At 51.6% G+C, this 24,829-nt stretch carries 22 protein-coding genes; 15 read left to right on the top strand and 7 right to left on the bottom strand.

Annotation, left to right across the window (positions count from 1 at the left end; genetic code table 11):
* Window positions 1-14 precede the first annotated feature (14 nt).
* From P8N76_26960 to P8N76_26970, 3 genes are read left to right on the top strand one after another with little or no spacing between them, the layout of a single operon-like run.
* Window positions 15-635, top strand: a complete 621-nt coding sequence (locus P8N76_26960) for a CvpA family protein (protein ID MDG2385340.1) — start codon at window positions 15-17, stop codon at window positions 633-635.
* A gap of 23 nt (window positions 636-658) precedes the next feature.
* Window positions 659-1,396 (top strand): DUF4190 domain-containing protein, encoded by a 738-nt coding sequence (locus P8N76_26965; protein MDG2385341.1) that lies wholly within the window; start codon window positions 659-661, stop codon window positions 1,394-1,396.
* Window positions 1,397-1,450: 54 nt separating this feature from the next.
* The gene (locus P8N76_26970) at window positions 1,451-1,645 is read left to right on the top strand and encodes a DUF2007 domain-containing protein (GenBank protein MDG2385342.1); all 195 of its coding nucleotides are present in this window, start codon (window positions 1,451-1,453) and stop codon (window positions 1,643-1,645) included.
* A gap of 191 nt (window positions 1,646-1,836) precedes the next feature.
* Here the strand turns inward: P8N76_26970 and P8N76_26975 are convergent, their stop codons facing one another.
* The 3 genes from P8N76_26975 to P8N76_26985 form a co-directional block, all read right to left on the bottom strand.
* Window positions 1,837-2,328, bottom strand: coding sequence for a MaoC/PaaZ C-terminal domain-containing protein (locus tag P8N76_26975; protein ID MDG2385343.1), 492 nt, complete (start codon window positions 2,326-2,328; stop codon window positions 1,837-1,839).
* A gap of 241 nt (window positions 2,329-2,569) precedes the next feature.
* Window positions 2,570-2,866 (bottom strand): hypothetical protein, encoded by a 297-nt coding sequence (locus P8N76_26980; protein MDG2385344.1) that lies wholly within the window; start codon window positions 2,864-2,866, stop codon window positions 2,570-2,572.
* Between the two features lie 48 nt (window positions 2,867-2,914).
* The gene (locus tag P8N76_26985) at window positions 2,915-3,871 is read right to left on the bottom strand and encodes a sugar phosphate isomerase/epimerase (protein ID MDG2385345.1); all 957 of its coding nucleotides are present in this window, start codon (window positions 3,869-3,871) and stop codon (window positions 2,915-2,917) included.
* A gap of 126 nt (window positions 3,872-3,997) precedes the next feature.
* On the opposite strand from P8N76_26985, the gene P8N76_26990 reads away from it, so the two are divergent.
* Entirely contained in the window at window positions 3,998-4,810 is an 813-nt protein-coding gene (locus P8N76_26990; protein ID MDG2385346.1) for a TerC family protein, read from the top strand.
* Window positions 4,811-4,882: 72 nt separating this feature from the next.
* On the opposite strand, the gene P8N76_26995 is transcribed toward P8N76_26990, so the two are convergent.
* Window positions 4,883-5,476, bottom strand: coding sequence for a hypothetical protein (locus P8N76_26995; GenBank protein ID MDG2385347.1), 594 nt, complete (start codon window positions 5,474-5,476; stop codon window positions 4,883-4,885).
* Window positions 5,477-5,803: 327 nt separating this feature from the next.
* Between P8N76_26995 and P8N76_27000 the strand changes: the two genes are divergently transcribed.
* Window positions 5,804-6,982 carry an FIST N-terminal domain-containing protein gene (locus P8N76_27000; GenBank protein MDG2385348.1) on the top strand — a complete coding sequence of 393 codons (1,179 nt, stop codon included), beginning with the start codon at window positions 5,804-5,806 and terminating at the stop codon, window positions 6,980-6,982.
* Window positions 6,983-6,992: 10 nt separating this feature from the next.
* Entirely contained in the window at window positions 6,993-8,423 is a 1,431-nt protein-coding gene (locus P8N76_27005) for a hypothetical protein (protein MDG2385349.1), read from the top strand.
* Between the two features lie 44 nt (window positions 8,424-8,467).
* On the opposite strand, the gene P8N76_27010 is transcribed toward P8N76_27005, so the two are convergent.
* Window positions 8,468-11,170 (bottom strand): hypothetical protein, encoded by a 2,703-nt coding sequence (locus P8N76_27010; protein MDG2385350.1) that lies wholly within the window; start codon window positions 11,168-11,170, stop codon window positions 8,468-8,470.
* A gap of 440 nt (window positions 11,171-11,610) precedes the next feature.
* Window positions 11,611-13,245, bottom strand: coding sequence for a glycosyltransferase family 39 protein (locus P8N76_27015; protein MDG2385351.1), 1,635 nt, complete (start codon window positions 13,243-13,245; stop codon window positions 11,611-11,613).
* A 424-nt stretch (window positions 13,246-13,669) separates the two neighbouring features.
* Here P8N76_27015 and P8N76_27020 point away from each other — a divergent pair, with 424 nt between their 5' ends.
* The 3 genes from P8N76_27020 to P8N76_27030 all read left to right on the top strand — a co-directional run bounded on the left by P8N76_27020 (window position 13,670) and on the right by P8N76_27030 (window position 16,502).
* Window positions 13,670-14,356, top strand: a complete 687-nt coding sequence (locus tag P8N76_27020; protein MDG2385352.1) for a phosphatase PAP2 family protein — start codon at window positions 13,670-13,672, stop codon at window positions 14,354-14,356.
* Window positions 14,357-14,619: 263 nt separating this feature from the next.
* Complete coding sequence (locus P8N76_27025) at window positions 14,620-15,990, top strand: sulfatase-like hydrolase/transferase (protein ID MDG2385353.1); 1,371 nt, start codon at window positions 14,620-14,622, stop codon at window positions 15,988-15,990.
* Window positions 15,987-16,502: an SRPBCC family protein gene (locus tag P8N76_27030; GenBank protein ID MDG2385354.1), complete on the top strand. Its 516-nt coding sequence runs from the start codon at window positions 15,987-15,989 to the stop codon at window positions 16,500-16,502. Before P8N76_27025 ends, P8N76_27030 begins: the two co-directional genes overlap by 4 nt.
* Window positions 16,503-16,582: 80 nt before the next feature.
* Here P8N76_27030 and P8N76_27035 read toward each other — a convergent pair whose 3' ends face one another.
* Window positions 16,583-17,665: a Gfo/Idh/MocA family oxidoreductase gene (locus tag P8N76_27035; GenBank protein MDG2385355.1), complete on the bottom strand. Its 1,083-nt coding sequence runs from the start codon at window positions 17,663-17,665 to the stop codon at window positions 16,583-16,585.
* 274 nt (window positions 17,666-17,939) lie between these two features.
* Between P8N76_27035 and P8N76_27040 the strand changes: the two genes are divergently transcribed.
* The 6 genes from P8N76_27040 (at window position 17,940) to P8N76_27065 (ending at window position 24,749) form a co-directional block, all read left to right on the top strand.
* Complete coding sequence (locus tag P8N76_27040; GenBank protein MDG2385356.1) at window positions 17,940-18,356, top strand: response regulator transcription factor; 417 nt, start codon at window positions 17,940-17,942, stop codon at window positions 18,354-18,356.
* Window positions 18,357-19,152: 796 nt separating this feature from the next.
* Window positions 19,153-21,204: a serine protein kinase gene (locus tag P8N76_27045; GenBank protein ID MDG2385357.1), complete on the top strand. Its 2,052-nt coding sequence runs from the start codon at window positions 19,153-19,155 to the stop codon at window positions 21,202-21,204.
* A 101-nt stretch (window positions 21,205-21,305) separates the two neighbouring features.
* A complete protein-coding gene (locus tag P8N76_27050) occupies window positions 21,306-22,412 on the top strand; it encodes a DUF444 family protein (protein ID MDG2385358.1) in 1,107 nt (368 codons plus the stop codon).
* A gap of 71 nt (window positions 22,413-22,483) precedes the next feature.
* Window positions 22,484-22,696 carry a hypothetical protein gene (locus P8N76_27055; protein ID MDG2385359.1) on the top strand — a complete coding sequence of 71 codons (213 nt, stop codon included), beginning with the start codon at window positions 22,484-22,486 and terminating at the stop codon, window positions 22,694-22,696.
* Window positions 22,697-22,715: 19 nt separating this feature from the next.
* Entirely contained in the window at window positions 22,716-24,254 is a 1,539-nt protein-coding gene (locus tag P8N76_27060) for a SpoVR family protein (protein MDG2385360.1), read from the top strand.
* 24 nt (window positions 24,255-24,278) lie between these two features.
* Entirely contained in the window at window positions 24,279-24,749 is a 471-nt protein-coding gene (locus tag P8N76_27065) for a hypothetical protein (GenBank protein MDG2385361.1), read from the top strand.
* Window positions 24,750-24,829 lie beyond the last annotated feature (80 nt).

Consider the following 24,829-nt stretch of genomic DNA (forward strand, 5'->3'; position numbering starts at 1 on the left):
GTGGATAACTGATTATGTCACTGACGATATTCGTTTTAGTTATTTTGGCCATCTGCGTTTCTATGACGTTGACGGAGGGGCTGTGGGGCAACACGCTCATGCTTTTCAACGTCATTTTTTCCGCGATTATCGCCACGAACTACTTTGAGCCTGTTGCGACCAAAGTGACGGAGACTTTTCCGAGTTTCACTTATCTTTGGGACTTTCTCTCGTTATGGGGGCTGTTTGTTTTGTCGGCGCTTATTCTACGAGCTGTAACCGATGGGATCAGTAAGACCAAGGTCCGCTTTAAATTGCCACTGGAACAAGGGGGGAAAATCCTTTGCGGCTTCCTGATCGGCTGGGTCATGGTTTGTTTGTTTTTGTTTTCCTTGCATGTCGCGCCGCTCAAACGGAGTCCCTTCGGTGGAGCCTTCGCTAAGAGCCCAACTTCCAGCAATTTCTTTTTGTCGCCGGATATGCTTTGGTTAGGATTCATGCAGAGTCGATCAGAAAATGCCTTTGCGACCAGCCCGGCCAATCCGTTTGATCCCAAAAGCGAATTTGTGTTGAAGTACGGTCAGCGTCGCCAGAAATTTTCGAAGTTACCAAAGTTGAGAGTGGCGCCGGCTCGACGGCAGTACGCGTCGCGATAAGCTGACACAATACAGGATGGAAGATGGTCGGATCAGCCTTCCAAAGCGAACTGTCGGGGCATGAACCTAATCAGCTTGAGCAATACCGCTCGGTAAGCGGCGTCGCGATTTGTGCTTTGCTGCTCGGCATGGTTTCGATCGTCAGTCTTACCCATCCCGCTGCTTGGTTGCTCCCCCTCATTGCCGTTGCCTGTGGTGCGATTGCTTTAATCAGGATCTCACGGCAACCAGACACGTTGTCGGGACGTCGTCTGGCCTTGGTCGGAATCTCGTTAGGATTGTTTTTCGGTGGGTGGGCCGTTGCTCAATTCACCGCCGATCGATGGGTAGTGAGCCGACAGGCATTGAAGTTTACGGAGCAGTGGTTGGATGCGGTCGCCGCCGGCGAATTGGAGGCAGCCCATCAAGCGACCCTGGATTATTACTTGCGAGAACCTGAAGGAACGCAACTGGTCGATAATTACCAGCAGGATTCAGAGCAATTAAACGCGTTGCAGGAGTTTTTTAGCGAAGATGTCGCAAAGAAACTTCTCGAATTGGAAGGGAATGCCACCCGACGATTCGATCGAATACTGATTACTCCCATTAAACCCGGCGAACGCTATGTGATGGTGAGATATTTCATCGAGCCACACGACACGAGCAAACCGGTAGTGCACTTGGAATTGAAGATGGAGATGCTTTTGAAAGAGGAAGGCGTCTTTTGGACGATGTTGATGCTGGAAGATGCTGAATACTTGGATCAACCACGCAATTACTGAGTTTGACGATGTCATGTTGCAATGCCAGACGGCCAACCAAAAAGGAACGCTGAAATGAGCGAGTTAGTCACCGTTTTTTCGACAACTGACCCAAATCAAGCTGAAATCGTCAGGAACACTTTGGCGGCCGAGGGGATTGAGGCGTTTATCGAAGGCGAAAACCAAGCAGGCTTTTCCGGTGTGTTTGAAATTGATGTGGTTGTCCGACAGGAACAGGAAGCGGCCGCTCGAACCGTACTCAAGGAGTAGAGCTCCTGTCACCGCCTCTGCATGCCAAGAGCGGTCGCCAAGCGATCTGACTCAGCGGGATATGTCGAGCGGGAAATAGACTCGCACCGCGACTGATCGTCACATCAATTAAAGCCTGCCTTCGATCAGGTTGTCCGCAGGGTCGCGGTTTTTCCAGGTGGAGTCAGAGGCAGGGTTGGAGAGCCTTATTCCTACGATGCCATGGATTGATACTGGTATTCAGCAGCAGGCCGTTTTTGCGGTGCACATCGTCGAGTGATTAATGTCTCGAATTTTCCCTCTTGGACAATCTCACCGTTTTGGTTGACCAGCGATCGCTTCCAGACAATTCGACCCCGTTTTCGCCCTTGTGGTGCGGCCTCCAAGATTTCTGTCACGACGTGAACCCGATCACCAAAGTAAACCGGCTTCAAGAATTTCCAATCGGATACGCTCAGAAAGGCAACCGTATCGACAAGAGGACTGGAGCTACCAAGGCCGGCTGCAAAAGACAGTCCAAGTAGCCCATGGGCAATCGGGCGGCGGAACATTGATTCCTTGGCAAAGTCGTCATTCATATGGAGCGGATTGAAGTCACCCGTCAAGTGAGCAAACTTGGTGACGTCGGTTTTGGTGACCGTGCGAGTTGGACTGATCCAACGGTCTCCGCTTCGCACATCTTCGAAGTGAAGTACTTCTGACATCGCTTGCTCGCCTCCTAAGCTGGTGCCTTCTTGCCCCGGCCGGTTTGGTTGACTCTCAATGGCAGGCTGTCCATGGCCGCGTGGTTGACAGGATAAGCATCCGAGAGAGAAAAGCCAACCCATACCCGTCCATTGCGGAAAGTCCAACCTTCATTGTTGTCGGCAACGTTTTCCCCGTCCAGCTTTTCTTACTATTCCGCAAAGTTGCCCCATAGGCTCTATTCGAATTCGGTGATCGGTGTCAAGGGAAGTTCGTCGGTTCGCCCGCTTCGAGGAAACCGCTCTTTTCTGCCTCGAATCTTTCGTGAAATCCACGCCCGTCGCGGGGCAGCCTAATGACGTAAGTCAAAAACCAGCCTGCGAATAGACCGAGTGCAATGGCGAGAAGCGAGGCGAGTAGACCGAACAATGTGCCCAGGGGAGAGATCCAGGCCAGGGCTAGCAAACCATTCGACAACGCGACGATTGTCAGCAGAATTCGCCGTCGGCTCGATCGGCTTTCTGCTGGATTCGGTTTGAAATCTGGCCGGCGAAGCATGATGGAAAAAGTTTCCTCCGAAAAAATCTTTTTGAAATTGGCAGCTCTTCAAGCTGAAAGGCTCTCGTTGACCACCTTTTTCATTTTTTCCAAACCGGTTCGAACTACCTGGTGGGGATCTTGTTTCCAATAGTCACGATTGAACAATTCGAGGGATAGCACACCTTGGAAGCCGTTATCTCGCAAGTTCCTGAGAATCTGTCCGATCGGGGCAACGCCATCGCCCGGATAGACACGATCGGCGTCAGAAATTTTCTCGCGGACGATGTTTGGGTAGTCATTCATGTGCATGACATGAATCGGGGTTCCGGAAACAAGACGCAGCCCGTTGAAGGGGGAGCCACCTTTGTAGATGTGATAGACGTCTGGTAGAAGGCAAGCGTTAGGATGGCCACATTCCACAGAAACATACATCAGTTCTCCAAGTCGACTAAGTGACTTGGAGAAGCCCCAAAGCTCGAGTTGAGGTGTGACGCCCGTCTGTTGACCGAGTTCCAGCAAATCGTAATAACGTTCGGCCACCTTCGCCAAATTAAGGTCGGGCTGATCGGTCGCACCGACGGGAGGCGCCGCGATTCGCGTGCCTCCTAGCTCAGCCACAAGTTGCATGTCGCGTTTCATGTCCTCGAAGCCACGAGTACGCTTGACTTCATCATCGACAATCCAGTTTGCGAATCCAATGGCGCTGTCGACTGACAGGCCGTTATCGTTGAGTTGTTTTCGCAGTTCCCTCGTCTTCCCGCCGTTTTCGACATGTTGATGAATCTCTCGCATCCAAGGTTCGATACCCTGGTAACCGGCTTGGCCGATCAGGTCGATCTCTTGGGGAAGGGACAGCTTCTGACCTCGAATTGTGCTGGTGTTCAGGCAGTATCGCCAATCAGCGACCGGTTCCGGTTCGGCTGCTTGGGTGGTGTTGGGAGCTTGAATGATCGTGCCGGCCGCCAGGGCGGCAGTCATTTGCTGAAGAACTTGACGTCGGCATGGCTGAGCGAATTGCGGCATAGTAGTCGATTCGATTTGATTGAGGGATCTCCACTTCTAGGCCGTAATTTTATACGCTGGGGAGTTAGCATGTGAGGCGAATTTCTGAGATTGGCAGATTAAGCCCGCTGGGCGAAGGACCGAAGTATGGACAAAGCGATCATCGCTCTGGTGGCATTGACCGCCATGGAAATCGTGTTAGGGATCGACAACATTGTGTTCATTTCGATCCTTACCGGGCGATTGCCCAAGGCGCAACGTACCTTGGCGTTTCGCCTCGGTCTTGGCCTTGCCCTGATCATGCGAATCTTGTTGTTAGCTACCTTGACCTGGATCATGAAGTTGAGCCAACCCGTCTTCACTCTCGAGGCGTTAGGCATTCATGGTGACTGGTTTTACCGAGCGGATCCCTCGGATCCAGTGGCGATGGCCCATTGGAAGGAGGTTTGGCATCACATCAATGAAGTCTCTTGGAGAGATTTGATCTTACTGGGCGGCGGCCTGTTTCTCGTGGGTAAAAGTGTGTACGAGATCAATCATTTGGTGGACGACAGTCATGGACCTAAAAAACAAGCCTCGCACGCTAAACTGGGAAACGTTCTGTTGCAGGTGGCAATTCTTGATATCGTTTTCTCGCTCGACTCGGTAATTACTGCCGTTGGAATGGTGGACGAAGATCAGCTGTGGGTAATGGTTACCGCCGTGGTATTGGCGATCGGAATTATGGTGCTGTTTGCCAGTAAGGTGGGTGAATTCGTCAACAATCACCCCTCTTTGAAAATGTTAGCGTTGAGCTTCTTGATATTGATCGGCGTGATGTTGATCGCGGAAGGCGCCGGCACGCATATCAATAAAGGCTACATCTACTTTTCCATGTCGTTTGCTTTGATTGTGGAAGTATTGAATATGCGGGCACGAACCGCGCGGAAGAAAAGAGAGGCCGCTGCTGCAACGCATTAACCGCAAAGAGCCGGCTAACAACGGGATTGAGTGCAGTGGGCGGTCAGCTTCTGAGCCTTGACGTTTCGACGATTAACGCTTTTTAAGCTCGATAAGACGTCGGTAGGCAAGTTTTTTCACGGATCCGCGACTGTGACGAAAGGCGGTGCGAAAAAAAATCCGCGCGACTCCCTTTTGACCGCGGGAGAGGTTTTCGTCACCCTGGTGGATGAGTCGCAACGCTTCCTCGGAAGCTGGGTCCGTTTGTTCGCTGATGGTTGGGGCCGGGTTTCTTCTTTTTCGCTGCTTTTCCTCGGAAATGATCTGACGCTGCATCCGATCGATGCGTCGCTGCTGCTCGCCGATTGGTGCCATTTGGGGCCGGCTGGATGCCTGAGCCAAAATTGCCGTGTCGAGCTCCTGATGGTCGATGAGAGTGGTCGAAACGGAGAGCGAATGGGCGGCTATTTGGCGACTCCGGAAGCTGCGGGATGTAAAAGGGTCTGCCTGTCCGGAGCGGGCCGCTCTCACAGACGAGAAGGCCCCGGAAAGGGCTGTGCCCCGATTTGGACTGACGCCTGCCGCTCGAATGCGAATAGTCCGGTAGCTCGGTAACTGGACCAGCTGAGCCACCACGCCGTTGGGGGCGATGATTGCCAGGATCAGAACCAAAAAAGTGCGTTTCATCTTTTTCCCAAATCCGTGGAGAAAAAACGGGAGCTGCCATTCTCGTTACTTGGGCTGCCTGCTCGATTAATTTGCGATTTTTCTGGCGATAGACACCTGTCGGCCATTTTCCTAATTTATGTTCTTCGGCACGGACGGCCCACCCCATCTGTTCTGCCGGTATTGCCAGCCCGGGAGCCGGCAAGCTTTTTTCCAGCATTCAGTGACTCTTCCTTGTCGGGTATTGCTGGATGCGTCATCATCAAGCCAGATCGTTGTGGCAAAATCTATTGTGAATTACTTTTTTCTTCTCGAGGCCGACGCAAATGGGACAGGGCAACTCAAATCATGACGGATGATTCTACAACGGATTTTGCCGTGGGCCTTTCGACCCTCGCGGGACTTGGCGAGGCGGTTGACGAGGTTTGCGCGAAGATTCAGGAAAAAAAAACGACGCCTCCCGATCTGACGGTCGTCTTCGTGACGCATCATCATGCAGGAGCTTGGGATCAGTTGGCCAAATGGATTCAGGATCGGTTGAGTAGTCAATGTTTGCTCGGCTGCTCGGGTGAGTCAATCGTTGGTACCGGTCTTGAAGTGGAGGATTCCCCAGGGCTCGTCGTTTGGTGTGCTTGGCTTCCTAACGCACACCTGACCCCGTTTCGGATTCGATTTGAAAACACTTCCGAAGGTGGTGCGATCGTTGGCTGGCCTGATGCGTTGGCGAGTGACTGGCCGGATCAAGCGGTTGTGTTGATGTTGGCCGAACCATTTTCGTTTCCTGCGGACTATTTACTTGAGCGAATCAATGAGGATCGCGCTGGCGTGGCGGTGCTCGGCGGGATCGCAAGTGGTGCGGCCTCACCAGGTGGGAATCGTTTGTTTTTTGGTGGTGAGTATGTGTCCGATGGTGCGGTTGGCGTCGTTTTTGACAAATCAGTCTCCGTTGCCAGTGTGGTGTCCCAAGGATGTCGACCGATCGGCGATCCAATGGTGATTACCAAAGCGGAAAGAAATGTGATTCATGAACTTGGTGGGAGTTCTGCGTTGGATCAGCTCCAGGGGCTTTTCAATCGTCTGCCGACCCATGAACAACTGCTGCTGCAAAACGGCCTTCATATTGGTCGAGTGGTTACGGAGTATCAGGATCGATTTGAACCCGGCGATTTCCTGATTCGAAATGTTTTGGCCCTCGATCGAGAAACGGGTTCTATGACGGTTGCCGATTTTGTGCGAGCTGGTCAGACCATCCAATTTCACGTTCGCGACGAGTTAACTGCTCATCAGGATCTGGAAATTTTGCTGAAACGGAAATACAAATCGTTTCCTCCACAGGCGGCGCTATTGTTTACCTGTAATGGTCGGGGCAGTCGGATGTTTTCTGATCCGAACCATGATGCACAAACGATTGCCAACGAATTGGGGGGAATTCCGTTAGCCGGCTTTTTCGCTCAAGGGGAAATGGGTCCGGTGGCCGGTAAAACGTACCTCCATGGGTTTACTGCCAGTCTGGCTTTGTTTCGATGAAGGATTGGTTATGAATGTTGCAAAGGAGAAACCAAGCGAAGAATCTCCGGACCGACGTGGGAAATCTCGACGCGGATTACGCATCCTAGCTATTGCTGCAATTATCCTCGTGGTGTTCGTGGTCGGGATGCCTTCAATCGTGGGGAACACGCATGTTCTCAACGCGTTGCTGAAGAGCGGGTTATCGGAAAACGAAATCGAAGGACGTATTGGATCTGCTCGCTTCGGCTGGTTTACTTCGGCGAGGTTGCGTGATATTCGGTTCACTGATCAGCAGCAGCGTTGGACGATCACCGCGAATGAGGCCTCGACAGAACTTTCATTGTGGCAGCTCATTTGGTCCGGAGGCCAACTTGGGGAGTTTCGTATTCAAGGGCCCACGGTGTTGATCGACGCCAGTCGACCGTGGCCGGCGCTGGGGTCGGATGAAGCGACTGATGATGGGGCAGCCAGCGGATTCGGAGCCGATGGAAGGCTTCGAATTCGTATTGAGAATGGCAATGTGTTGGTACGGACCTCTGCTGATTCAACACCTGCTGAGTTTCTCAGAAATCTGAATATTACCGTTGACTATCAGCAGCAGCAGCAGGATCGGCTGCTGGTGGTGGAGCCTGGTCGACCGATTGAAGAAGCCAATTTGACGAAAGAAATGTGTGATTTGGGCATCAAGTATGTGGTACCCATCCTAGCCGACGTTACCTGGGTGCGAGGTTCGATGTCGCTGCAATTAGAGGAGTGTCGGATTCCTCTGCACCGACCCCAAGAAGCGTTTGTCAAAGGGCATTTAGAGATTCGTGCTGTGGAGTCCGGGCTACAAGAATCTTTGGCGGGACAAATTACTCAAATCGTATCGCAGCTTGGAGTCGAGGAGATTCCGGATGCGGTGAGACTGGCTCAGGATTCGATCGTGAAGTTTCAGGTGGCAGATGGACGAGTGACGCATCAGGATCTCGCCTTTGGTTTGCCGGGATTATCCCCACACCTCGTGGTCACAACAGCTGGGTCGGTCGGCATGGATTCCACCTTGGACTTGATCGCCACGCTTCCACCCGTCGGGGAATGGATGGGAGAAGGACTTCTGGGGCAGGTGATGCGTACGAATCGTTTGACGCTTCCTGTTACGGGCACGCTTGAGAAACCGAAAGTGTCTTTGGCGGGCCACCAACAAATCGTTGGCTCACTTTTGGAACAGGTGGCACCCGGGCTGGCAGGTGAACAGTCGGTCTCACCGGAAACCGTTGACGAAACATTAAATCAGGTGGGTGAGGCGGTCGGTGACCTGCTCGGTGTGCTACGCGAACGACGTGAACAGCGACGTGAGAGTCGAGCGGCAGAAGCAGCAGGGGATCAGCAAACTGGAAGCGATTTGGAGCCTGCGGAATCCGAGCTGTTGCCAGGGATTCTGGATCGCATCCGGGAGCGTCGACGTCCGCAACGGTAAACGGCTCGATCACCGCTTAAAGGCATCTCGTTCTTCTGACCGGTCTATTGGAACAAATTCAGAAAGTTGAGCGGGCCCTTTTCCCGTTTTGGTTCCTGGATCTCAACTTGGGCAAAACCGGTGACGCGGGATTCGCCTAAGGTTAACCTTGCGTCCAGGCCACGGAACCAACTCAGAATCGGTGAGACGAAGCTCGGCTCGACTGATTCGCCTTCAGTAAGACGTTCGGGCCAACGTGTTGACGACCAGTAGTCGACTCCTGTCGCATCGCGAACTCGGTCGTATTCGCCGCCTAAGGCGCAAATCAAATGAACGCCTAGGACGGATTCGGCTGCTTCGCGTGCTTCATTGGGTGGGACGCCGAATTGTTGGGATACGGTGTGCAAGAGTCGAGTGTTGCCAATCGAGGCTTGGTAGGCACGCTGGAAATCGAGCGCGGCGATCCAATTCTTCAGTTTCGATTGGGTGAGGTCATCGACGTGTATTCGTAACTGCGCTTCATGTTTGTCAGTCGCGAATGATAGTTCGGGCATCTCTGCTGTCAGGATAGTGCGACGGAAGGCGAACATCGAGAATTTTTTCCCCTCGGTTTTTTGCCACACTCCAAAGGGCAGCCGAGTCAAACCGTCTTGATCAGGTAACGGTGTGTTTCCCAACGGTAACGCTTGTAGGAATCCAATGGTTGGATGACTTCCCAGGTAAGCCGGAGCAGTCCGTATGATTTGCATGGCTCGCAATCTTCGCAAACCGGCAAATTTCACGGGTACATCCTTGTCCTGCATGCCAAAGAATATCTGATGACTGTTGATATCCGGTCGAAAAGCCCCACCTTGGAGCGATGCTTGGATCGTGATCGCATCTTGCCGTGATTGTTTGACGACCGATTTGGTCGGTGGACCAATGACCGAAGTAACGCGAGGATAATCATCGCGTTCAAAAGGCGCCATCTCCGCATCAATGACGAGCTGCTCTCGTCCGTTCTTAAGCGGTTTGCGGCGAAGTACCATTACCATGGGCGCGATGTTTTTCCAGGTTGACTTGTGACGGTCTGATAAATTCTGGTAGACGCGAACCTCTTCTGTGGTGACTTTTTCCAAGGGCACGTCTGGAATAGGGAGGAATGTGCCCCGAGCACCCCGCAAGGAATCAACCAATTGGTCGGCGTGTCCCTCAATTCGACTCTCGTCAGGCCGCTCGCCAAAATGAGCCGGCAGCAATCCCGTGAAGCGAAGATCTTCAATTGATTCGTGTGGGAGCTGTTCGTGGCTGGCGGCCAACTTGGCCATCCTTACTAATTCAAGTTGGACATCGGCATTGAGTCGACGCCGTAGTTCGATTTGGTAGTGGGGAGAAACGAGATTGTGGAAAAAACTCGGCGGGACATAAGCAAACAAAGTGGCCTTTTCGGAAGCTGGATGATGAGAGCGAGCGAGTAAGAAGGCGGCAGTCTCACCTAAAGATGCTCGTTTTCCTGCTTGGGTCTCAATGAATTCCTGGACGAGTTTCCGAGTGTTTGTGACCAAGTGGTAGTTGCCAATCGAAATATAAAATGATCGCAATCGATTGTCGGGCGTTGTCGCGATCGACACCGTGTGGTTGTCGATCTTGATATTCTTGATTGTCGCATTACTGTTGCGGCGCTTTTGAACCGCATTGCTTCGTTGTTTGATTAACTCGGCTTCCAGTACCTGCCGACTGCGAGATTCAAACAGCACGCCAATTGAGGCGCCTTCGCGTAAGTAGGTGTCATGCCCAATCATTGCGATGTCAGATATCAATTGTGGCCCGAGTATCGTGGCGAGACTGCTTTCCTTTAATCCCAGTTGGTCCTGAATCCGTTCGGCAGAACTTGAGTCCTGACCACGTAACGTTAAGGTGCGTTTTACACTGCCGCCATTCTGTTCAAGAAACTCTTTCATCCAAAGATAGTTTTTGAAATTACCATAACGGATGTAAAAGCAATCTTGAGGAACACGTAATGCGATGGGCTCAACCTTGGTCTCCGAGTCGCGACCGACGGATTGGAGCTTGGTTGCGTGGGACGCGGCCCAGTCAATCTTGGCCGGCAGTTTTTGATCGGCCCTTGTTCCGACGAGGGTCGGCTTCATCAGTGATTGTTTCATCGCCCTAACACGCGTCGATTCACTGTTGAGAATTAAAAGCAACGACATCTGCGGTATCGAATCGTGCTGATTCTCCAAGTCGCCGATGCTGTTTGAGTTCAAATCAAGTCGTCGTGATAACATCGACGTCAAATAGGTTTCCATCACCGCCGGGTAGTCGTTGAGGCTTCGATTCAGCGCTGCAACGGCGACGTATTGACTCCACCAATTTTTTTGCAGTTGTCGGAAGAGGGCGTCGTCGTCTTTTGGAACGATTACCACGGTGTTCTTAACCGGGGTCATGATCGTCGCTTGAAATGGCGAGTCGCCCTTAAATAGGAAAAAAACGCTCACTGTTGATCGGGGGGCTGGGCTCTGCATACCGATCAGTTGTCGTAACGCGCTGAGAACGCGGGTGTGTCCAAAAGCAGGATAAAAGATGCGTCCGTTGGACTCGGCAATCGTGTAGCCGTTCGTCGAGATCGGACCACTCGCTTCGCGGGAATCGAGTTGGAGTGTGACCCGAGCCACACCGAAGGGTTCGCCGACTGCAGCCTGAATAATCGGGTTGGATTGTACCGATGAAACGGTGACCCAGCTGATCAAAAACGTCACGCTGCTGATTAGTATCCGTTCCCGTGACATGATCACTCCCTCGACAAACGCAGCTGGAAACAAAAACTCTTTTGTTGGTTCGATATGGCAATAGGCGCAGGATTGTACGCCAATTCGTACTCGATACTAGAGAAGTTTGATGGTCGATCGACGGAACGGGCAGTGAGTCAAAGATTAAGTGGGCGAAAATAAGTGGCCCGGCAGGGGAGGGCCGCCGTGCACCGCGTCGATTGACGTCGTGCGGTAATCTCAGCTCCGTCAAAATAGCGGGAACGGTCTTTGCCGGAAAGCATGAGCACGCTGACTCTCAGTGACCGTTCGATCGTAAAAACTGGAATGAATTTCAGCGAGTGAGGTTCGAGGGAACGTCGATCTTGGTCTGGCTTGCGTGCTAGCGTTTCGGCGAAGTTGACGCCCGGTCGTTTCAGCGCGGATCGTTTCAGCGCGGATCGTTTCTCTTCGTGACGCAGTCACCGAATCAGGTTTTCGAGCCGCTTTGCGGTTGGAGCGGGTCGGCCCAGTAGCAGTAGGTTTTGTTCGCGAAGAAAATAGGGGATTTCACCGAGGACTTTTATCCGTTGGGTGAGTTGAGGTCGGAGTTCCTCGTAACGATCGCGGGTTGTGATCAAGTAATGGTGAGGTTTTTCTGCCAGATAGTTTTGGACTTGTTGGCTGTCGTCACTGCGGAAAAAGGGGACGGTTTGACCGGCGTAGAATACCCAACTTGGTTCATGCGTCGCATAGGTTGCGATTTGGGGCGATGTTGAGTGATCAATGAAGGCCAGTAATTGATCAATTTGTTGATGGCGGCTAACCCGTGGCGCGACAAAAGCAAAGAGCGTAATCACAAAGGCGATTGCGGCAGTCGCAAAAGCGGTCATTGCGATTGATCGCTGCGCTTGTCTCATCGCGATCAACGAGATGAGACCTCCAAGGAGAGGAATGCCACCCACGACTCCCAGCCATTCGTCACCTGGCAAGTATTGATGAGCTGCGATGGGTAGGGCGAACAGGAGTGAGATTCCGACGACCACTAAGCAGGAGGCTGCGACTGCAGGCCACCAGGTCGCCAGTGATTGGTCGCTGAGGCGTCGCACGTAGGCCGAAATGAAACTGCCGACCAGAAGGGCCACAGCAGGGTAGGTCGGTGTGATGTAACTGGGAAGCTTCGTTTGCGCCACTGTGAAGGCGGTCAAATAAACACCGACCCAACAAACAAGCAGAGTAAAAGATTGCCGATTGGCCGGAGTTCGAATTGCCTGTCGTACCCAGAGGGTGACTGGGAGAGCGAAGACGGACCAGGGAAAAAAACCCACTAATAATGCGATTGGATAAAAAAAGATTGAGCCCTGATGTCCCTCGCGGGAATCCATGGCGCGGCCCAGATTGTGCTCAAAGAAAAAGCCTCGGAGCCATGCGCCGTTGGTTTCAATTCCGACGGCCAAATACCACGGAACTGCCACGATGGCTGCCACCATGATTGCCGTCAAAGGTCGCATTTTCCAGCAGGTTTGCCAGAAATGTCGGGGAGTAAAGGGGCTGAGGCAGGTTCGGAGACGCTGAATCCAAACGTCTAACCGAGTCGTCGGCATGCTTGAGTTCCGCCTAGCTGATGGCTGTCGAGCGATTAACAGGAACATTCCCAGCACCGCCGTCGGAAGCACGATGCCGATCGGACCTTTGGCCAAAATGCCTAGTCCCATCGCTCCATAGATTCCCAGCGTCCAACCGATGGAATGAAAGTCAAAGACAGATCGATCTTGTTGGCCGTGATGATTTTGCCAAGCCTTGATCGGAATCGAATAGACATAGAGGCAAATCGCAAGTGTGCCGCAAAAGATCAGAGTGGAATCGGGAGTGGCCGCACGAGCGGCAACGTTGAACATCAATGTGCTGGCCAGGATTATCCCACCCCAGAGCCCAACTTCTGGACTGAACAGGCGTCGTCCGATGAGGTAGGTCAACAGCGTGGTGCCTAACGCTAACGCCGATGAAGCAAACCTTGCCCCAAACTCATTGATGCCAAACGTTCGATAGGAGACCATCGTCAACCAATAGAGCAAGATTGGTTTGTGGGTGCGCAATTCGTCGTTAAAAGTAGGCACGATCCAATCGTTACGCTCAAGCATTTCACAGGCGCAACGCGCATTACGAGGCTCGTCTCGATCCCAGAGTTTAGCGCTTCCAAGTCGAGTGAAACAAATAATCGCTGCGAGAAGCGTCAAGCCGATTAGATGACGTGAAACGAGCATGAATCTGTGGCAAGCCTTGTCCTGTGCATGCAGTACGGTCTCTTCCGTCTTAAAGTCTGGCGGTGGGCGCTTGTGAGCTGCCTGTGGGGCCGGACTGGGGCGAGAGTCTAGATACAAATCCTGTCAGCTGCAAGTGCGAGGATGGTTTTGCTAGCAGTTGACGGAAGACTCTCTTTTTTTTTTTTGAATGACTTGCTATGGTCTCGCCGCTTCTGCGAATTCTCCTAGACGTGTTTCTTTGTGAAAGGTTTGTCAAAGAATGCGACAGTCGTGCCGGATGTCATCTGGAGTTGCTTTTTTTGCGATGGTCTTCATCGGGTTTGTTTGCCTACCCTTTGATGTTTCCATTGCGAAGGCGATGCTGAATGATGTGACGCCTGGGGAGTTGCGTGGGCTTTTAGCACGCGGAGAAGTGTTTGGGCATGCCTACGGAATGGCTGCGATTGCTTTTACGATCTATTTGTTGAGCCCCAAAAATCGATTGGTTGTTCCGCGATTGATTTTGAATTGCCTCACGGCCGGCCTCACCGCGGACCTGCTCAAATTGGCGGTTTGGCGGGTACGACCTCGTTCTAATTATTCGTGGGAGGCTAATTCAGATACTTTTTTGGGTACCATCTTCACCGCCAATGACTGGAATTGGGCTCAGTTACTCGACTCGAACCGTCATTCGCTCCCCTCGGCACATACGGCCGTCGCTGTGGCATTTGCAATTTCGCTGGCAAAGCTTTTTCCGGAAGCTCGTTGGTGGTTTGCCGTGCTCGCCCTGCTTTGTGCCTTGAATCGGATTGATGGCGGCGCCCATTTTCCGAGCGATGTATTTTGGGGAGCCGCCGTTGGCATTGGGGCGACGGCTTTTTGCGATCGATCCCGAACGGTCAGGTGGCTGCTAAGTCGCTGGGAAAAGGATGAGGGATCGGCAACACAAACCCAGGCGACGATTTCTTATCGCAAAGCTGCGTAAACACAACAGCCGTTGGACGAAGGTGTGAAACCGTCCCGGTGTGAAACGGCCTTCGTCATTAAGTTTGCGAACTGGTAAGCTTTTCAGCCGCATGGCCTGTCAGCTTTCTCTGGGGTTGGGTGTTGACCGAAGCCTCGCATTGGTGGAAAGTGATGAACTCAGGTTTTGACACACGAATGACGGGGGTGTGACCATTGACTAGCTGCTCAGATCATGGTTGGAGTTGGCGAAGATCGGCTGAGCGACATGGCTTGGTGTTGTTGATGTTTTGCGCGCTAAGCTGCACGGCGGTCGAGGCGGATGAATCTGGCCTTCGCCAACCTTCAGGCAGTGAAAGAAAATTGCCGAATATCGTGCTCATCATGGCCGATGATATGGGCTACGAATGTGTGTCCGCGAATGGTTCAATAAGCTATAAGACTCCCCACATCGATCAACTCGCCAAACAAGGGATGCGATTCGTGCACGCACATTCGCAGCCAATTTGCACGCCCAGTCGCGTGCAAATCATGACGGGCATTTATAACGAGAGAAACTATTTGCAATTTGGCGTGTTAGATTCTCAGGCGACGACCTTTGCTCATCTGCTTCAGCAAGCGGGTTACGCGACTTGCGTGGCGGGTAAATGGCAACTGAAGGGAGGGTCGCGCGCACCGCAGCACTTTGGCTTCGATGAACACTGCCTCTGGCAGTTGACGCGTCGTCCAAGTCGGTATCCCAATCCAGGTCTGGAGGTGAATGGGAAAGAGTTGGATTATTCGAACGGGAAGTACGGTCCAGAGCTGGTCAGTGACTTCGTTTGCGACTTTATCGACCGCCACCGTTCGGAGCCTTTCTTTGTTTATTACCCCATGATTCTTCCTCATTGGCCCTTCGAGCCAACTCCCGATAGTGCGGATTGGGATCCGGCTGCCAAAGGTGTATTGAAGGGGGTGGGTGAGTTGAAATACTTTGAAGATATGGTGCACTACACTGACAAGATAGTCGGCAAGATTGTTAGCCAACTTGATCAGTTGGGATTGGTGGACAATACCATGGTGATTTTCACGGGTGATAACGGCACCTATGTTCGAATCGTCAGTCAAACCGTAGATGGTCCGATCCAAGGAGGCAAAGGTTCTACGCGAGATCAGGGAACCCATGTGCCTTTCGTCGTGCGTTGGCCAGAACGTGTGCAAGCCGGCAAAGTTTCTGAGGCTTTGATCGATTTTACGGACTTACTACCCACGTTGGCAGAAGCGGCGGGAATACCTGCCAACCGATGGCGTAACGAAAAGGCAAAGGGGGCGCAGGCTCGTCTCGCTCCGCAATTCGATGGGCGAAGTTTTTTACCTGTGCTCGAAGGTCGATCCGACTCGGTGCGTGATTGGATTTATTGCTGGTATCACCGCAATGGGCGACAGGATTTGGCGACCCAACATGTCAGGGATCGGCAGTACAAACTCTATTCGTCAGGTCAGTTTTTTGACGTCGTCACGGATCCCAACGAAGAAGTTGATTTGTCTCAGCGTCAGCTTTCTGATTCCCAATACGCTGCCCAGAAACGCTTGTCGACAGCTTTGAGTGCTGTGATGACGGGGTCTCGTAAGACGCCCGCTGTCGTGAAACACCGTAGAATAAGCGATGGCAAATGAATAACTCGCGAATCGTTGTCCGCGTTCTAACACTCCTGGGCATTATGCTTGGCTTGCTTTGGCTGTTCGGTGGGCGAACCATTTCCTGGTCGAGAAGCTTCGAAACGCAGGCGGCGCCCGATCGTATCTTTTCCTGTCTGATCGATCCTGAGCTGAGACTGCAATGGATGGAAGGTGTCGTTGCGATTGAGCCGATTACTAATTTCGGGGCTGCAATCGGTGCGAAACATAGGATCACTTTGAAGCAGGAAAAACATGAAGTCGTAATGGAAGATGAAATCTTGGATTATCACCAAGATCAACTGCTGCGCCTGGAAATTGAAAGTCCCAGTGTCGTGATTACTAGCATCTTTACCATTGAGCCATTTGGCGAGCAAACCCGTCTGGGCCAGCAAATGCGTGTACGCTATCGTGGAATGGCCCGATTCTTTGCGCCTTTCTTGGGGGGCGAACTCCAACAGCAACTCGATCGGGATCAGAAATCATTACGAGAGTTACTGGCGAAAGAGTAAAGTGAGTCGGCACAGGGCAGACGGTCGCTGCCGATCCGCTGGGGTGGATCGGCTCATCGAAAGAGTTGACTGACGCCCGCTTACTGAGGGATCTGTCTTACGGTACCTGGCACAACCGGTTCGTGGTGATCCGCGCTTGCCACCGCAGCAAAGCAGAGTGCCAAACTGTTCAGGTTTCGTCGTGCGTCGATCGAAGGTCGTCGGTTTTGTTCGATGCTGCAGAGCAGTTCTCCCATGGTTCCATGGAAGCCGTCGGGAAACCAACTACCCTCTAAATGCGGCTGGCAAGTTCCGTCTGCGGTTGTCAGGGTCAATGTTTGGATCTTATTGCCGGGACCCACACTCGAGATGGTTCCCTTTGATCCGGTGATGAGGGAGCGATCTTGTTCACCAAATTTGGTATGGGCGTCGAAGGACAGGGACGCTTGTCCATTTTCGTATTCGATCATCGCCTGCCCCAGCAGGGGGGGCCCGATTGTCTGGGAGGCCGACTGTACGGCGGATGCGTAAACACGAAGGGCGGGGCGATCACCCATTAAACAGGTCACCATGTCAAACCAGTGAATGGCGTAATCGTAAAGAATGAGATGGTGTATCTTGGCAAACTCGGTGCCCTCAACCCACGAATGATCCCAATGAACCGAGAGATGGATTCCTGATAACTCCCCTAACAAACCGGCCGAATTTGCTGCACGCATGTAGCTAAAGTGGGGTGCCCAACGACCGTTTTGATTGACAGCCAGATGGAGGCTGCGCTCTTCCGCCAATTCTACCAAACGCAGTCCTTCGTCTAGGTCGAGCACGAAAGGTTTCTGGCTCAGAACATGTTTGTCGGCCGATAATGCAGCTTCAATAATGGGGGGGCGTTCAGGAGGATGAGTCGTGATGTCGACAACGGCTACGTTGTCGTATGCCAACAAATCAGTGTAACTTTCAAACACTTTGGCCGCCGGGAAATAGTCGATTTGCCGTTGTTTCGCGCGAGAAAGATCACGATCACAGAGTGCGACGACTTGGTATCCCGCATCTCGGTAGGCAGTCAAATGGTCTTGGGTGATCGCGCCGCAGCCAATCAGTCCAATTCCGGGATGGTAGCTTTTGGGGTCCCGAGGTTGGTAGTCTAGATTCGGGGCAGGGCACGAGTTTGTTGGTGATTCGCTCATGAAGTTTGTCGATTCCAGAGGAAAGAGGACGGCTTGATCACTCATCTTTGTAGCGAATCTTGTTTCGGCCTGTTAGGGACTTGACGCGATCAGGATCGAGCGGGCGGCGTTGATTCCTCGCACGATCCCCCCTTGTTTTGCTCGTTTTTTCGTAAGACACTGGTCGAAGAGCGAGTCCGAAAGCGTGACACCAGCCTGGCCGGGTGAGATCGCACTGCATTCTTTCGCCTGTTATCATGAAAGTGTCTTGCGAGCGAACTGAGGAGGGAACAGCATGGCAGCAGAAGAAAAGTCGCCTACCCCGAATGAAACTACAAAAAAACGCATTCTGCTTGTCGACGACGACGCCGATATTATCGAGGCTCTGAAATTCGCGTTGTCAGCACAAGGGTATGAAATTCTGGTGGCGCGGGACGGCAATCAAGGATTGGCGACCGCCGAACGCGAAGATCCGGATTTGGTCATTCTCGATATGATGATGCCGAAACGAAGTGGTTTTCTGGTGCTCGAAAAGTTGCGCCGATCACGCGCCGTGCCGATGCGAGTAATTATGATTACGGCCAACGAGGGGAGTCGACACAAGGCCTATGCAGAAATGTTGGGCGTCGATGATTACATTCGAAAACCGTTCGCAATGGACCGCTTAATTGAGAGCGTGGCGCGGCTTCTAAATGACGGTGCTTCCAAATAGCGAGCCTTCCCCACCTGCCTTCCCCGTTTCATGACGCAAATGCTTCCCCCTCTTGTGACGGAAACCATCGATGGTGCCGCTCCTAGGCGTCAATCGTGAAGTGTCCCGTTCTGGCAATTCACGCCGGAGACTTCGTGACAAAATTCACAATCAATCTCTTTCTCTGTCTGAAATCGAGGACATGTTGAGCATGCGCCTCATAAAACGCCGCAAAATCGGGCTAAATGATAATGCGACTTATGATGGTGGGCGCTATATTCATTGAAGGGAAAGCTAACTCCAATTGGCGGATCTGAAATTCGGAGAAAACTTTCTCTTGTCGGATAGCAATCTTGTAACGATACTAGACTTGCATTGAGGCAAATACGGAATTCCGGACACGGAAGTTTGCCACTTGAGTTTGCCTTGCTTTTCGCGACCGATCTTTTCCAACTTCTCGGCGTCCCGCGTAACTCTTCATGGCGGGTGTGATATTTCGCCGCCAGCTTCCGTTGATTGCATTCTTCGATGTGATTCATGGGGATTACGGTTGCGCGTTTCGTCACACTCGAATTGGGTTGAAATGAAAGAGCGTTAGGTGCTGCGCTGAGCGAACTTGTCGACCAACGGAATGGATGGATGAATTGAGAGGAGGATTTGAGGACCGCGCGAAAAAAATTAGTTGACCGTCAAGACTAAGGTTGCCGTTCTGGAAACAAAACTTAACTGATCGGAGTTTGGTGTCCCGCAGCTGAGATTGGGGATCCTGTGTGAACAAGACCCCAAATCGGACATCAACCCGCCGAGGAGAGTCGCTATGAACGCTGGTCGGGAAATCATGTCACGGGTCGCACAACGACAAGATCTTGAAAGATTTCAGCGCGAGCACTGGGTGGGCACCTTTGAGGAGTACTTGGACATTGTTCGTGCTAATCCTCAGGTGACGAGAAATGCCTATCAGCGGGTTTACGACATGATCATGTCGTATGGTGCTGAGGAATACGAAGTCTGTCGGCAGCATCGACATCATTATCGATTTTTTGATGATCCGGATGACGGTGGCCGAGATGCGATCTTTGGCTTGGACCGGATTCTGCAGGAGTTGGTTTTTGCTTTGAAGAGTGCTGCACACGGTTATGGAATCGAAAAACGTGTGTTGTTGCTTCACGGACCTGTTGGTAGCAGCAAAAGCACGATTGCCCGATTGTTGAAAAAAGGGATTGAGCGATACAGCACGACGGATCAGGGAGCTCTCTACACGCTCGGTTGGATTGATTCGGAGGGGGATGATCCGAACTCGGTCCAGTGGTGCCCCATGCATGAAGAGCCGTTGCATTTGGTACCCGCCAAGGATCGAAGCCAGATCCTGTCCTATCTCAACGCGGATGCGAACGGCGATTTTCAAGTCTCCATCACGGGCGACTTGTGTCCTTATTGCCGCTTTATGTACGCAAATCGTTTGCAGAAATACAACGGTGATTGGACGCGAGTTGCCAAAGATGTCCGCTTACGCCGATTGATTCTGAGCGAACAAGATCGGGTCGGCATTGGGACATTTCAGCCTAAGGACGAAAAGAATCAAGATTCGACGGAGCTGACGGGGGATATCAACTATCGCAAAATCGCCGAATACGGCAGTGATAGTGATCCGCGGGCCTTTAATTTTGATGGCGAATTCAATATCGCGAATCGAGGCATTGTTGAGTTCATCGAAGTGCTCAAACTGGATGTGGCTTTTCTGTATGACCTGCTGGGTGCCAGTCAGGAACACAAGGTTAAACCTAAGAAGTTTCCGCAAACGGATATCGACGAAGTCATTCTTGGCCATACCAACGAACCGGAGTATCGTCGATTGCAAAACAATGAGTTTATGGAGGCGCTGCGCGATCGGACAGTCAAGATTGACGTTCCCTATGTGACTCGGCTGTCAGATGAAATCAAGATTTACGAGAAAGATTACAACAGTGAAAAAGTCTTGGGGAAACACATTGCGCCGCACACCATTGAAATGGCCGCCATGTGGGCAGTACTCACTCGCTTAGAAGAGCCAAAGAACGCGAGTTTGACAATCTTGCAGAAAATGAAACTGTACAACGGCAAGTCTCTGCCAGGATTTACGGAAGAAAACATCAACGAGCTTCGGGAGGAGTCGGTCAATGAAGGCATGATTGGAATCTCGCCTCGCTATGTGCAAGACAAGATTTCGAACGCCCTTGTGGCCTATCCCGAAGCTCGCTCGGTCAACCCCTTTATGGTGCTCAATGAATTGGAGTCGGGGCTCAAGCACCATTCGTTGCTCACCAGCGATGAACTGCGGCAACGATATCGCGATCTTTTGAGCGTTGTCAAAGAGGAGTATGAAAATATCGTGAAAAACGAAGTGCAACGCGCAATTGCTGCGGACGAAGATGCTTTGAAACGACTCTGTGGAAATTATATCGACAACGTGAAGGCATACACGCAGCATGAGAAAGTAAAGAATAAGTTTACCGGAGCTTATGAAGAGCCCGACGAACGGCTGATGCGGTCGATTGAAGAGAAAATTGACATACCAGAAAGCCGGAAAGATGATTTTCGCCGTGAGATTATGAATTATATCGGCGCTCTCTCAATTGATGGCAAGACCTTTGACTACAAAACGAATGAACGCCTTTGTAAGGCGTTGGAATTGAAATTATTCGAAGATCAAAAGGACACGATCAAGCTGACGAGTCTTGTGTCGAATGTGGTGGATGCAGAGACCCAGGTGAAAATCGACGTGGTCAAAAGTCGCCTGATTCAAAATTGTGGCTATGACGAGGAAAGTGCCACAGATGTGCTGAATTACGTTGCCAGTATTTTTGCGCGAGGTGATGCAAAGGATTCGTAAATTGGTCAGTCCAGTGTCGCTCGGCTTGTCGCCGTCCGACGCTCAAATCAATTTGGATCGACAGTGTGACCCGACATGATAAAGTCGGACGGGAGTCATGCATGGCTACGAAGATCGAACGCGACGTCACTCGATTTCGTCATATTGTGAACGGAAGAATCCGTGAAAACATGCGCAAGTATGTGACGCACGGAGAAATGATCGGTCGCAAGGGGCGGGACGTTGTTAGTATCCCTGTTCCTCAACTCGACGTGCCTCGTTTCCGATATGGAAAAAATAAGTCCGGCGGAGTCGGTCAGGGGGACGGAGAAGCCGGACAACCTGTAGCTCGAGGAGATGACGAGGGGGGGGTCGGAGAAGCTGGTAGTGATCCGGGAGCCCATGTTCTTGAAGTGGATGTGACGCTGGAAGAACTCGCCGATATCCTCGGTGATGAATTGCAATTGCCACGGATTGAGCCCAAAGGCAACGCGAGTATCTCGGAGCAGAGGGCACGTTACGATAGCATTCGACGAACCGGTCCTGCCTCGCTTAGGCATTTTAAAAGAACTTACGTTCAGGCCTTACGCCGACAGATTTCCACGGGCGTTTACAATTATCAAAAGCCTCGCATTGTTCCCGTTCGCGAGGATATGCGATATCGCTCTTGGACGAATATACCTGAACCTCAGGCCAGCGCCGTGATTCTCTACATGATGGATGTTTCGGGATCGATGACGGATGACCAAAAGGAGATTGTGCGAACGGAAGCCTTTTGGATCGATGCCTGGTTGCGCCGACAATACCAGGGGATTGATCGTCGTTACATTATTCACGATGCCGCGGCCAAAGAAGTTGACGAAGAGACCTTCTATCACACACGCGAAAGCGGCGGTACGCGAATCAGTTCCGCCTATCGAGTGGCGATGGATGTGATCGAAAAGAACTATCCGGTGACCGACTGGAATATCTACTGTTTCCAGTTTTCAGATGGAGACAACTGGGGAGAAGACAATAAAGAGAGTTTGCGGTTGATGGAAGAATCGTTACTGCCGGTCTGTAACTTGTTTTGTTACGGTCAAGTCGAAAGTCCTTATGGAAGTGGTGACTATATTCATTCCCTGGAATCTCGGTTTGGGAGCGAATGCGAATCATTGATTCTGTCGGAAATTCAAAATAAGGATGGGATTTACGAATCGATCCGAGCCTTCCTGGGGACCGGGAAATAAGGTTGGGGGCAGCCTGCCTGAGGGTTGTCTGGTCATGGTAATTACTGGGTTCTTGCACGAGGAACGACAAAATGATCGACATGAATCGGTCCAAGTTTCCGACTCGTTATCGCGTTTCCGTCGGACATGCGAGTGTTACGGTCGACGGTTGTTCGCCTGCCGAGGCCATTCGCGTGGCGCGCATTCGACTGAGCCTCGATCTGCCGAGGCTTTACGACGTCATTCACTCGTTGGAAGACGATCGATTTGAAGTCACCAAGCTGATTTCGAAGAACACGAGATAATTTAAGTCAGGATTCATTTATGGCCATCGCCGACCTGCGACCGCTACCTCAAGAATTGGTTGACGTCCAAGTTGAAATGGAATCACGGGCTGCTGACTATGGCCTGGATTTCTTTCCGACCATCTTTGAGGTGGTTGATGTTGACCGACTCAATGCGGTCGCCGCCTACGGCGGCTTTCCAACCCGATATCCCCACTGGCGATTTGGGATGGAGTACGATCGTTTGCGCAAAGGTTACGCGTACGGATTGCAGAAAATTTATGAGTTAGTGATCAATAATGACCCCTGCTATGCCTATCTTCTAAGTAGCAATTCGATGACCGATCACATGATGGTGATCGCTCACGTGTACGGGCATTGTGACTTTTTTAAGATGAACTACTGGTTTGGCCAAACAAATCGAAAGATGGTCGACGAGATGGCGAATCATGGAAATCGTATTCGTCGTTATATGGATCGATTTGGCGTAGATGTGGTTGAGTCGTTTGTTGATGTGTGTTTGAGTATTGAGGATCTGATTGATATTCATTCGCCCTTTATCAAGCGATCGAGTCGAGATGCTCGCGGTGGTTTTCATGATCCAACCGATGAGCCGGGGCAATCGAGTGAACCGGCACGCTTTCGTGCAAAAGGTTATATGGATCGGTTTATTAATCCTCGGGAAACGATCGAAGAGCAATCGCAGGGCGAAGTGGCAAGTTTGTCGGAACAATCCGCCGTTGAACCCGAACGGGATGTCATGTTGTTCTTGCTTGAGCACGCTCCGCTCAAACCCTGGCAGCTTGATGTACTGTCCATTATTCGCGATGAGTCCTACTACTTCGCTCCGCAAGGCCAAACCAAAATTATGAATGAAGGTTGGGCCACCTACTGGCACACCACCATTATGACTCGACATGGTTTGGCCGCCTCGGGTGACGTGATCGCTTATGCGGATCATACGTCTGGAACTCTGGCAAGTTCACCAACTCGACTTAACCCCTACAAGTTGGGAGTGGAATTGCTGCGTGATATTGAGGATCGCTGGAATCGTGGTTGCTTCGGTCGCGATTACAATGATTGCGATGACCTGGAAGAAAAACGACGCTGGAATACGAACGCTGGGCTGGGTCGCGAAAAAATCTTTGAAGTTCGACGTATCCACAATGACTTGACATTCATCGACGAGTTTCTGACGCTCGATTTTTGTAAACGCCATAACATGTTTTCCTTTAGCTACAACGAGGGGTCAGGCTATTACGAAATTGAAAGTCGGGAGTTTGAGAAAATCAAACAACAGCTCCTCTTTAGTTTGACAAATCTCGGTCGACCCACGATTCATGTCCAGGATGCAAATCACAAAAATCGTGGCGAACTATTGCTCAAGCATCAATATTGTGGTCCGGAATTGAAAGCCGATTATGCTGCGGCGACCCTGGAAAATGTATATCGAATCTGGAAACGGCCCGTGCACATTGAAACGGTGATGGACGGGCACTTTACTTTGCTCAGTTTCGACGGATCAGATCATTCGGCGAGTCAATCAAAAGAACCTTATGAGTCCGAAGAACAGGCTTGATCGCCTAGGGGGTGTGGGGTGTCAATGCAAATCGTATTGCAGCGAAGCTTGGACGATGCGGCTCAACAGGGCAGAGCTGCGACTCTGGTCGCCGATGGCGACCAAGAACGCGTTGAAATTAGCTTGGTCGAAATTGATTCGATTGGTTGTGCTTTTGATCGCTTGATCTATCGGGCTGCGCGACTTAATCAGCTCGATGCCAAGCAATTACGCGCCATTGGTGCCCAGTTAGCGCAACGCGTGAACTATCTTCTGGAGCCGTTGCGAACAATTGAAATGGATGGCTCTGCCTCCACGCTGCAACTACGTTCCGAGCAGCCTCAAAAATGTGAGAACGGAAAACGATACTATGAAGTGTTCGCTCAGACGGGGCTGATTCGGCTGTGTCGGTATGAAAAAATAGCCGGACAAGCGAGAGCTTGTGTGCCAGCCAACGTGACTCGTGAGGTTCTCATGCAGCTCGTCTGCGACCTTTCGGCTCTGAACCGTGGCTAACTCTGCGGTTGGAGTCCTTTCTGCGGTCAGCCGTCTTTGTTATCATTCTCTGCTAATCTTGATGGAAACCAACCGGATCG

The sequence above is a fragment of the Pirellulaceae bacterium genome (genome assembly GCA_029243025.1).
Classification (GTDB): domain Bacteria; phylum Planctomycetota; class Planctomycetia; order Pirellulales; family Pirellulaceae.

Excerpts from the sequence above, each read along its gene's own strand:
- P8N76_26960 (MDG2385340.1), top strand. The coding sequence starts at position 15 with ATGTCACTGACGATATTCGTTTTAGTTATTTTGGCCATCTGCGTTTCT.
- P8N76_26965 (MDG2385341.1), top strand. The coding sequence starts at position 659 with ATGGTCGGATCAGCCTTCCAAAGCGAACTGTCGGGGCATGAACCTAAT.
- P8N76_26970 (MDG2385342.1), top strand. The coding sequence starts at position 1,451 with ATGAGCGAGTTAGTCACCGTTTTTTCGACAACTGACCCAAATCAAGCT.
- P8N76_26975 (MDG2385343.1), bottom strand. The coding sequence starts at position 2,328 with ATGTCAGAAGTACTTCACTTCGAAGATGTGCGAAGCGGAGACCGTTGG.
- P8N76_26980 (MDG2385344.1), bottom strand. The coding sequence starts at position 2,866 with ATGCTTCGCCGGCCAGATTTCAAACCGAATCCAGCAGAAAGCCGATCG.
- P8N76_26985 (MDG2385345.1), bottom strand. The coding sequence starts at position 3,871 with ATGCCGCAATTCGCTCAGCCATGCCGACGTCAAGTTCTTCAGCAAATG.
- P8N76_26990 (MDG2385346.1), top strand. The coding sequence starts at position 3,998 with ATGGACAAAGCGATCATCGCTCTGGTGGCATTGACCGCCATGGAAATC.
- P8N76_26995 (MDG2385347.1), bottom strand. The coding sequence starts at position 5,476 with ATGAAACGCACTTTTTTGGTTCTGATCCTGGCAATCATCGCCCCCAAC.
- P8N76_27000 (MDG2385348.1), top strand. The coding sequence starts at position 5,804 with ATGACGGATGATTCTACAACGGATTTTGCCGTGGGCCTTTCGACCCTC.
- P8N76_27005 (MDG2385349.1), top strand. The coding sequence starts at position 6,993 with ATGAATGTTGCAAAGGAGAAACCAAGCGAAGAATCTCCGGACCGACGT.
- P8N76_27010 (MDG2385350.1), bottom strand. The coding sequence starts at position 11,170 with ATGTCACGGGAACGGATACTAATCAGCAGCGTGACGTTTTTGATCAGC.
- P8N76_27020 (MDG2385352.1), top strand. The coding sequence starts at position 13,670 with ATGTCATCTGGAGTTGCTTTTTTTGCGATGGTCTTCATCGGGTTTGTT.
- P8N76_27025 (MDG2385353.1), top strand. The coding sequence starts at position 14,620 with ATGTTTTGCGCGCTAAGCTGCACGGCGGTCGAGGCGGATGAATCTGGC.
- P8N76_27030 (MDG2385354.1), top strand. The coding sequence starts at position 15,987 with ATGAATAACTCGCGAATCGTTGTCCGCGTTCTAACACTCCTGGGCATT.
- P8N76_27035 (MDG2385355.1), bottom strand. The coding sequence starts at position 17,665 with ATGAGCGAATCACCAACAAACTCGTGCCCTGCCCCGAATCTAGACTAC.
- P8N76_27040 (MDG2385356.1), top strand. The coding sequence starts at position 17,940 with ATGGCAGCAGAAGAAAAGTCGCCTACCCCGAATGAAACTACAAAAAAA.
- P8N76_27045 (MDG2385357.1), top strand. The coding sequence starts at position 19,153 with ATGAACGCTGGTCGGGAAATCATGTCACGGGTCGCACAACGACAAGAT.
- P8N76_27050 (MDG2385358.1), top strand. The coding sequence starts at position 21,306 with ATGGCTACGAAGATCGAACGCGACGTCACTCGATTTCGTCATATTGTG.
- P8N76_27055 (MDG2385359.1), top strand. The coding sequence starts at position 22,484 with ATGATCGACATGAATCGGTCCAAGTTTCCGACTCGTTATCGCGTTTCC.
- P8N76_27060 (MDG2385360.1), top strand. The coding sequence starts at position 22,716 with ATGGCCATCGCCGACCTGCGACCGCTACCTCAAGAATTGGTTGACGTC.
- P8N76_27065 (MDG2385361.1), top strand. The coding sequence starts at position 24,279 with ATGCAAATCGTATTGCAGCGAAGCTTGGACGATGCGGCTCAACAGGGC.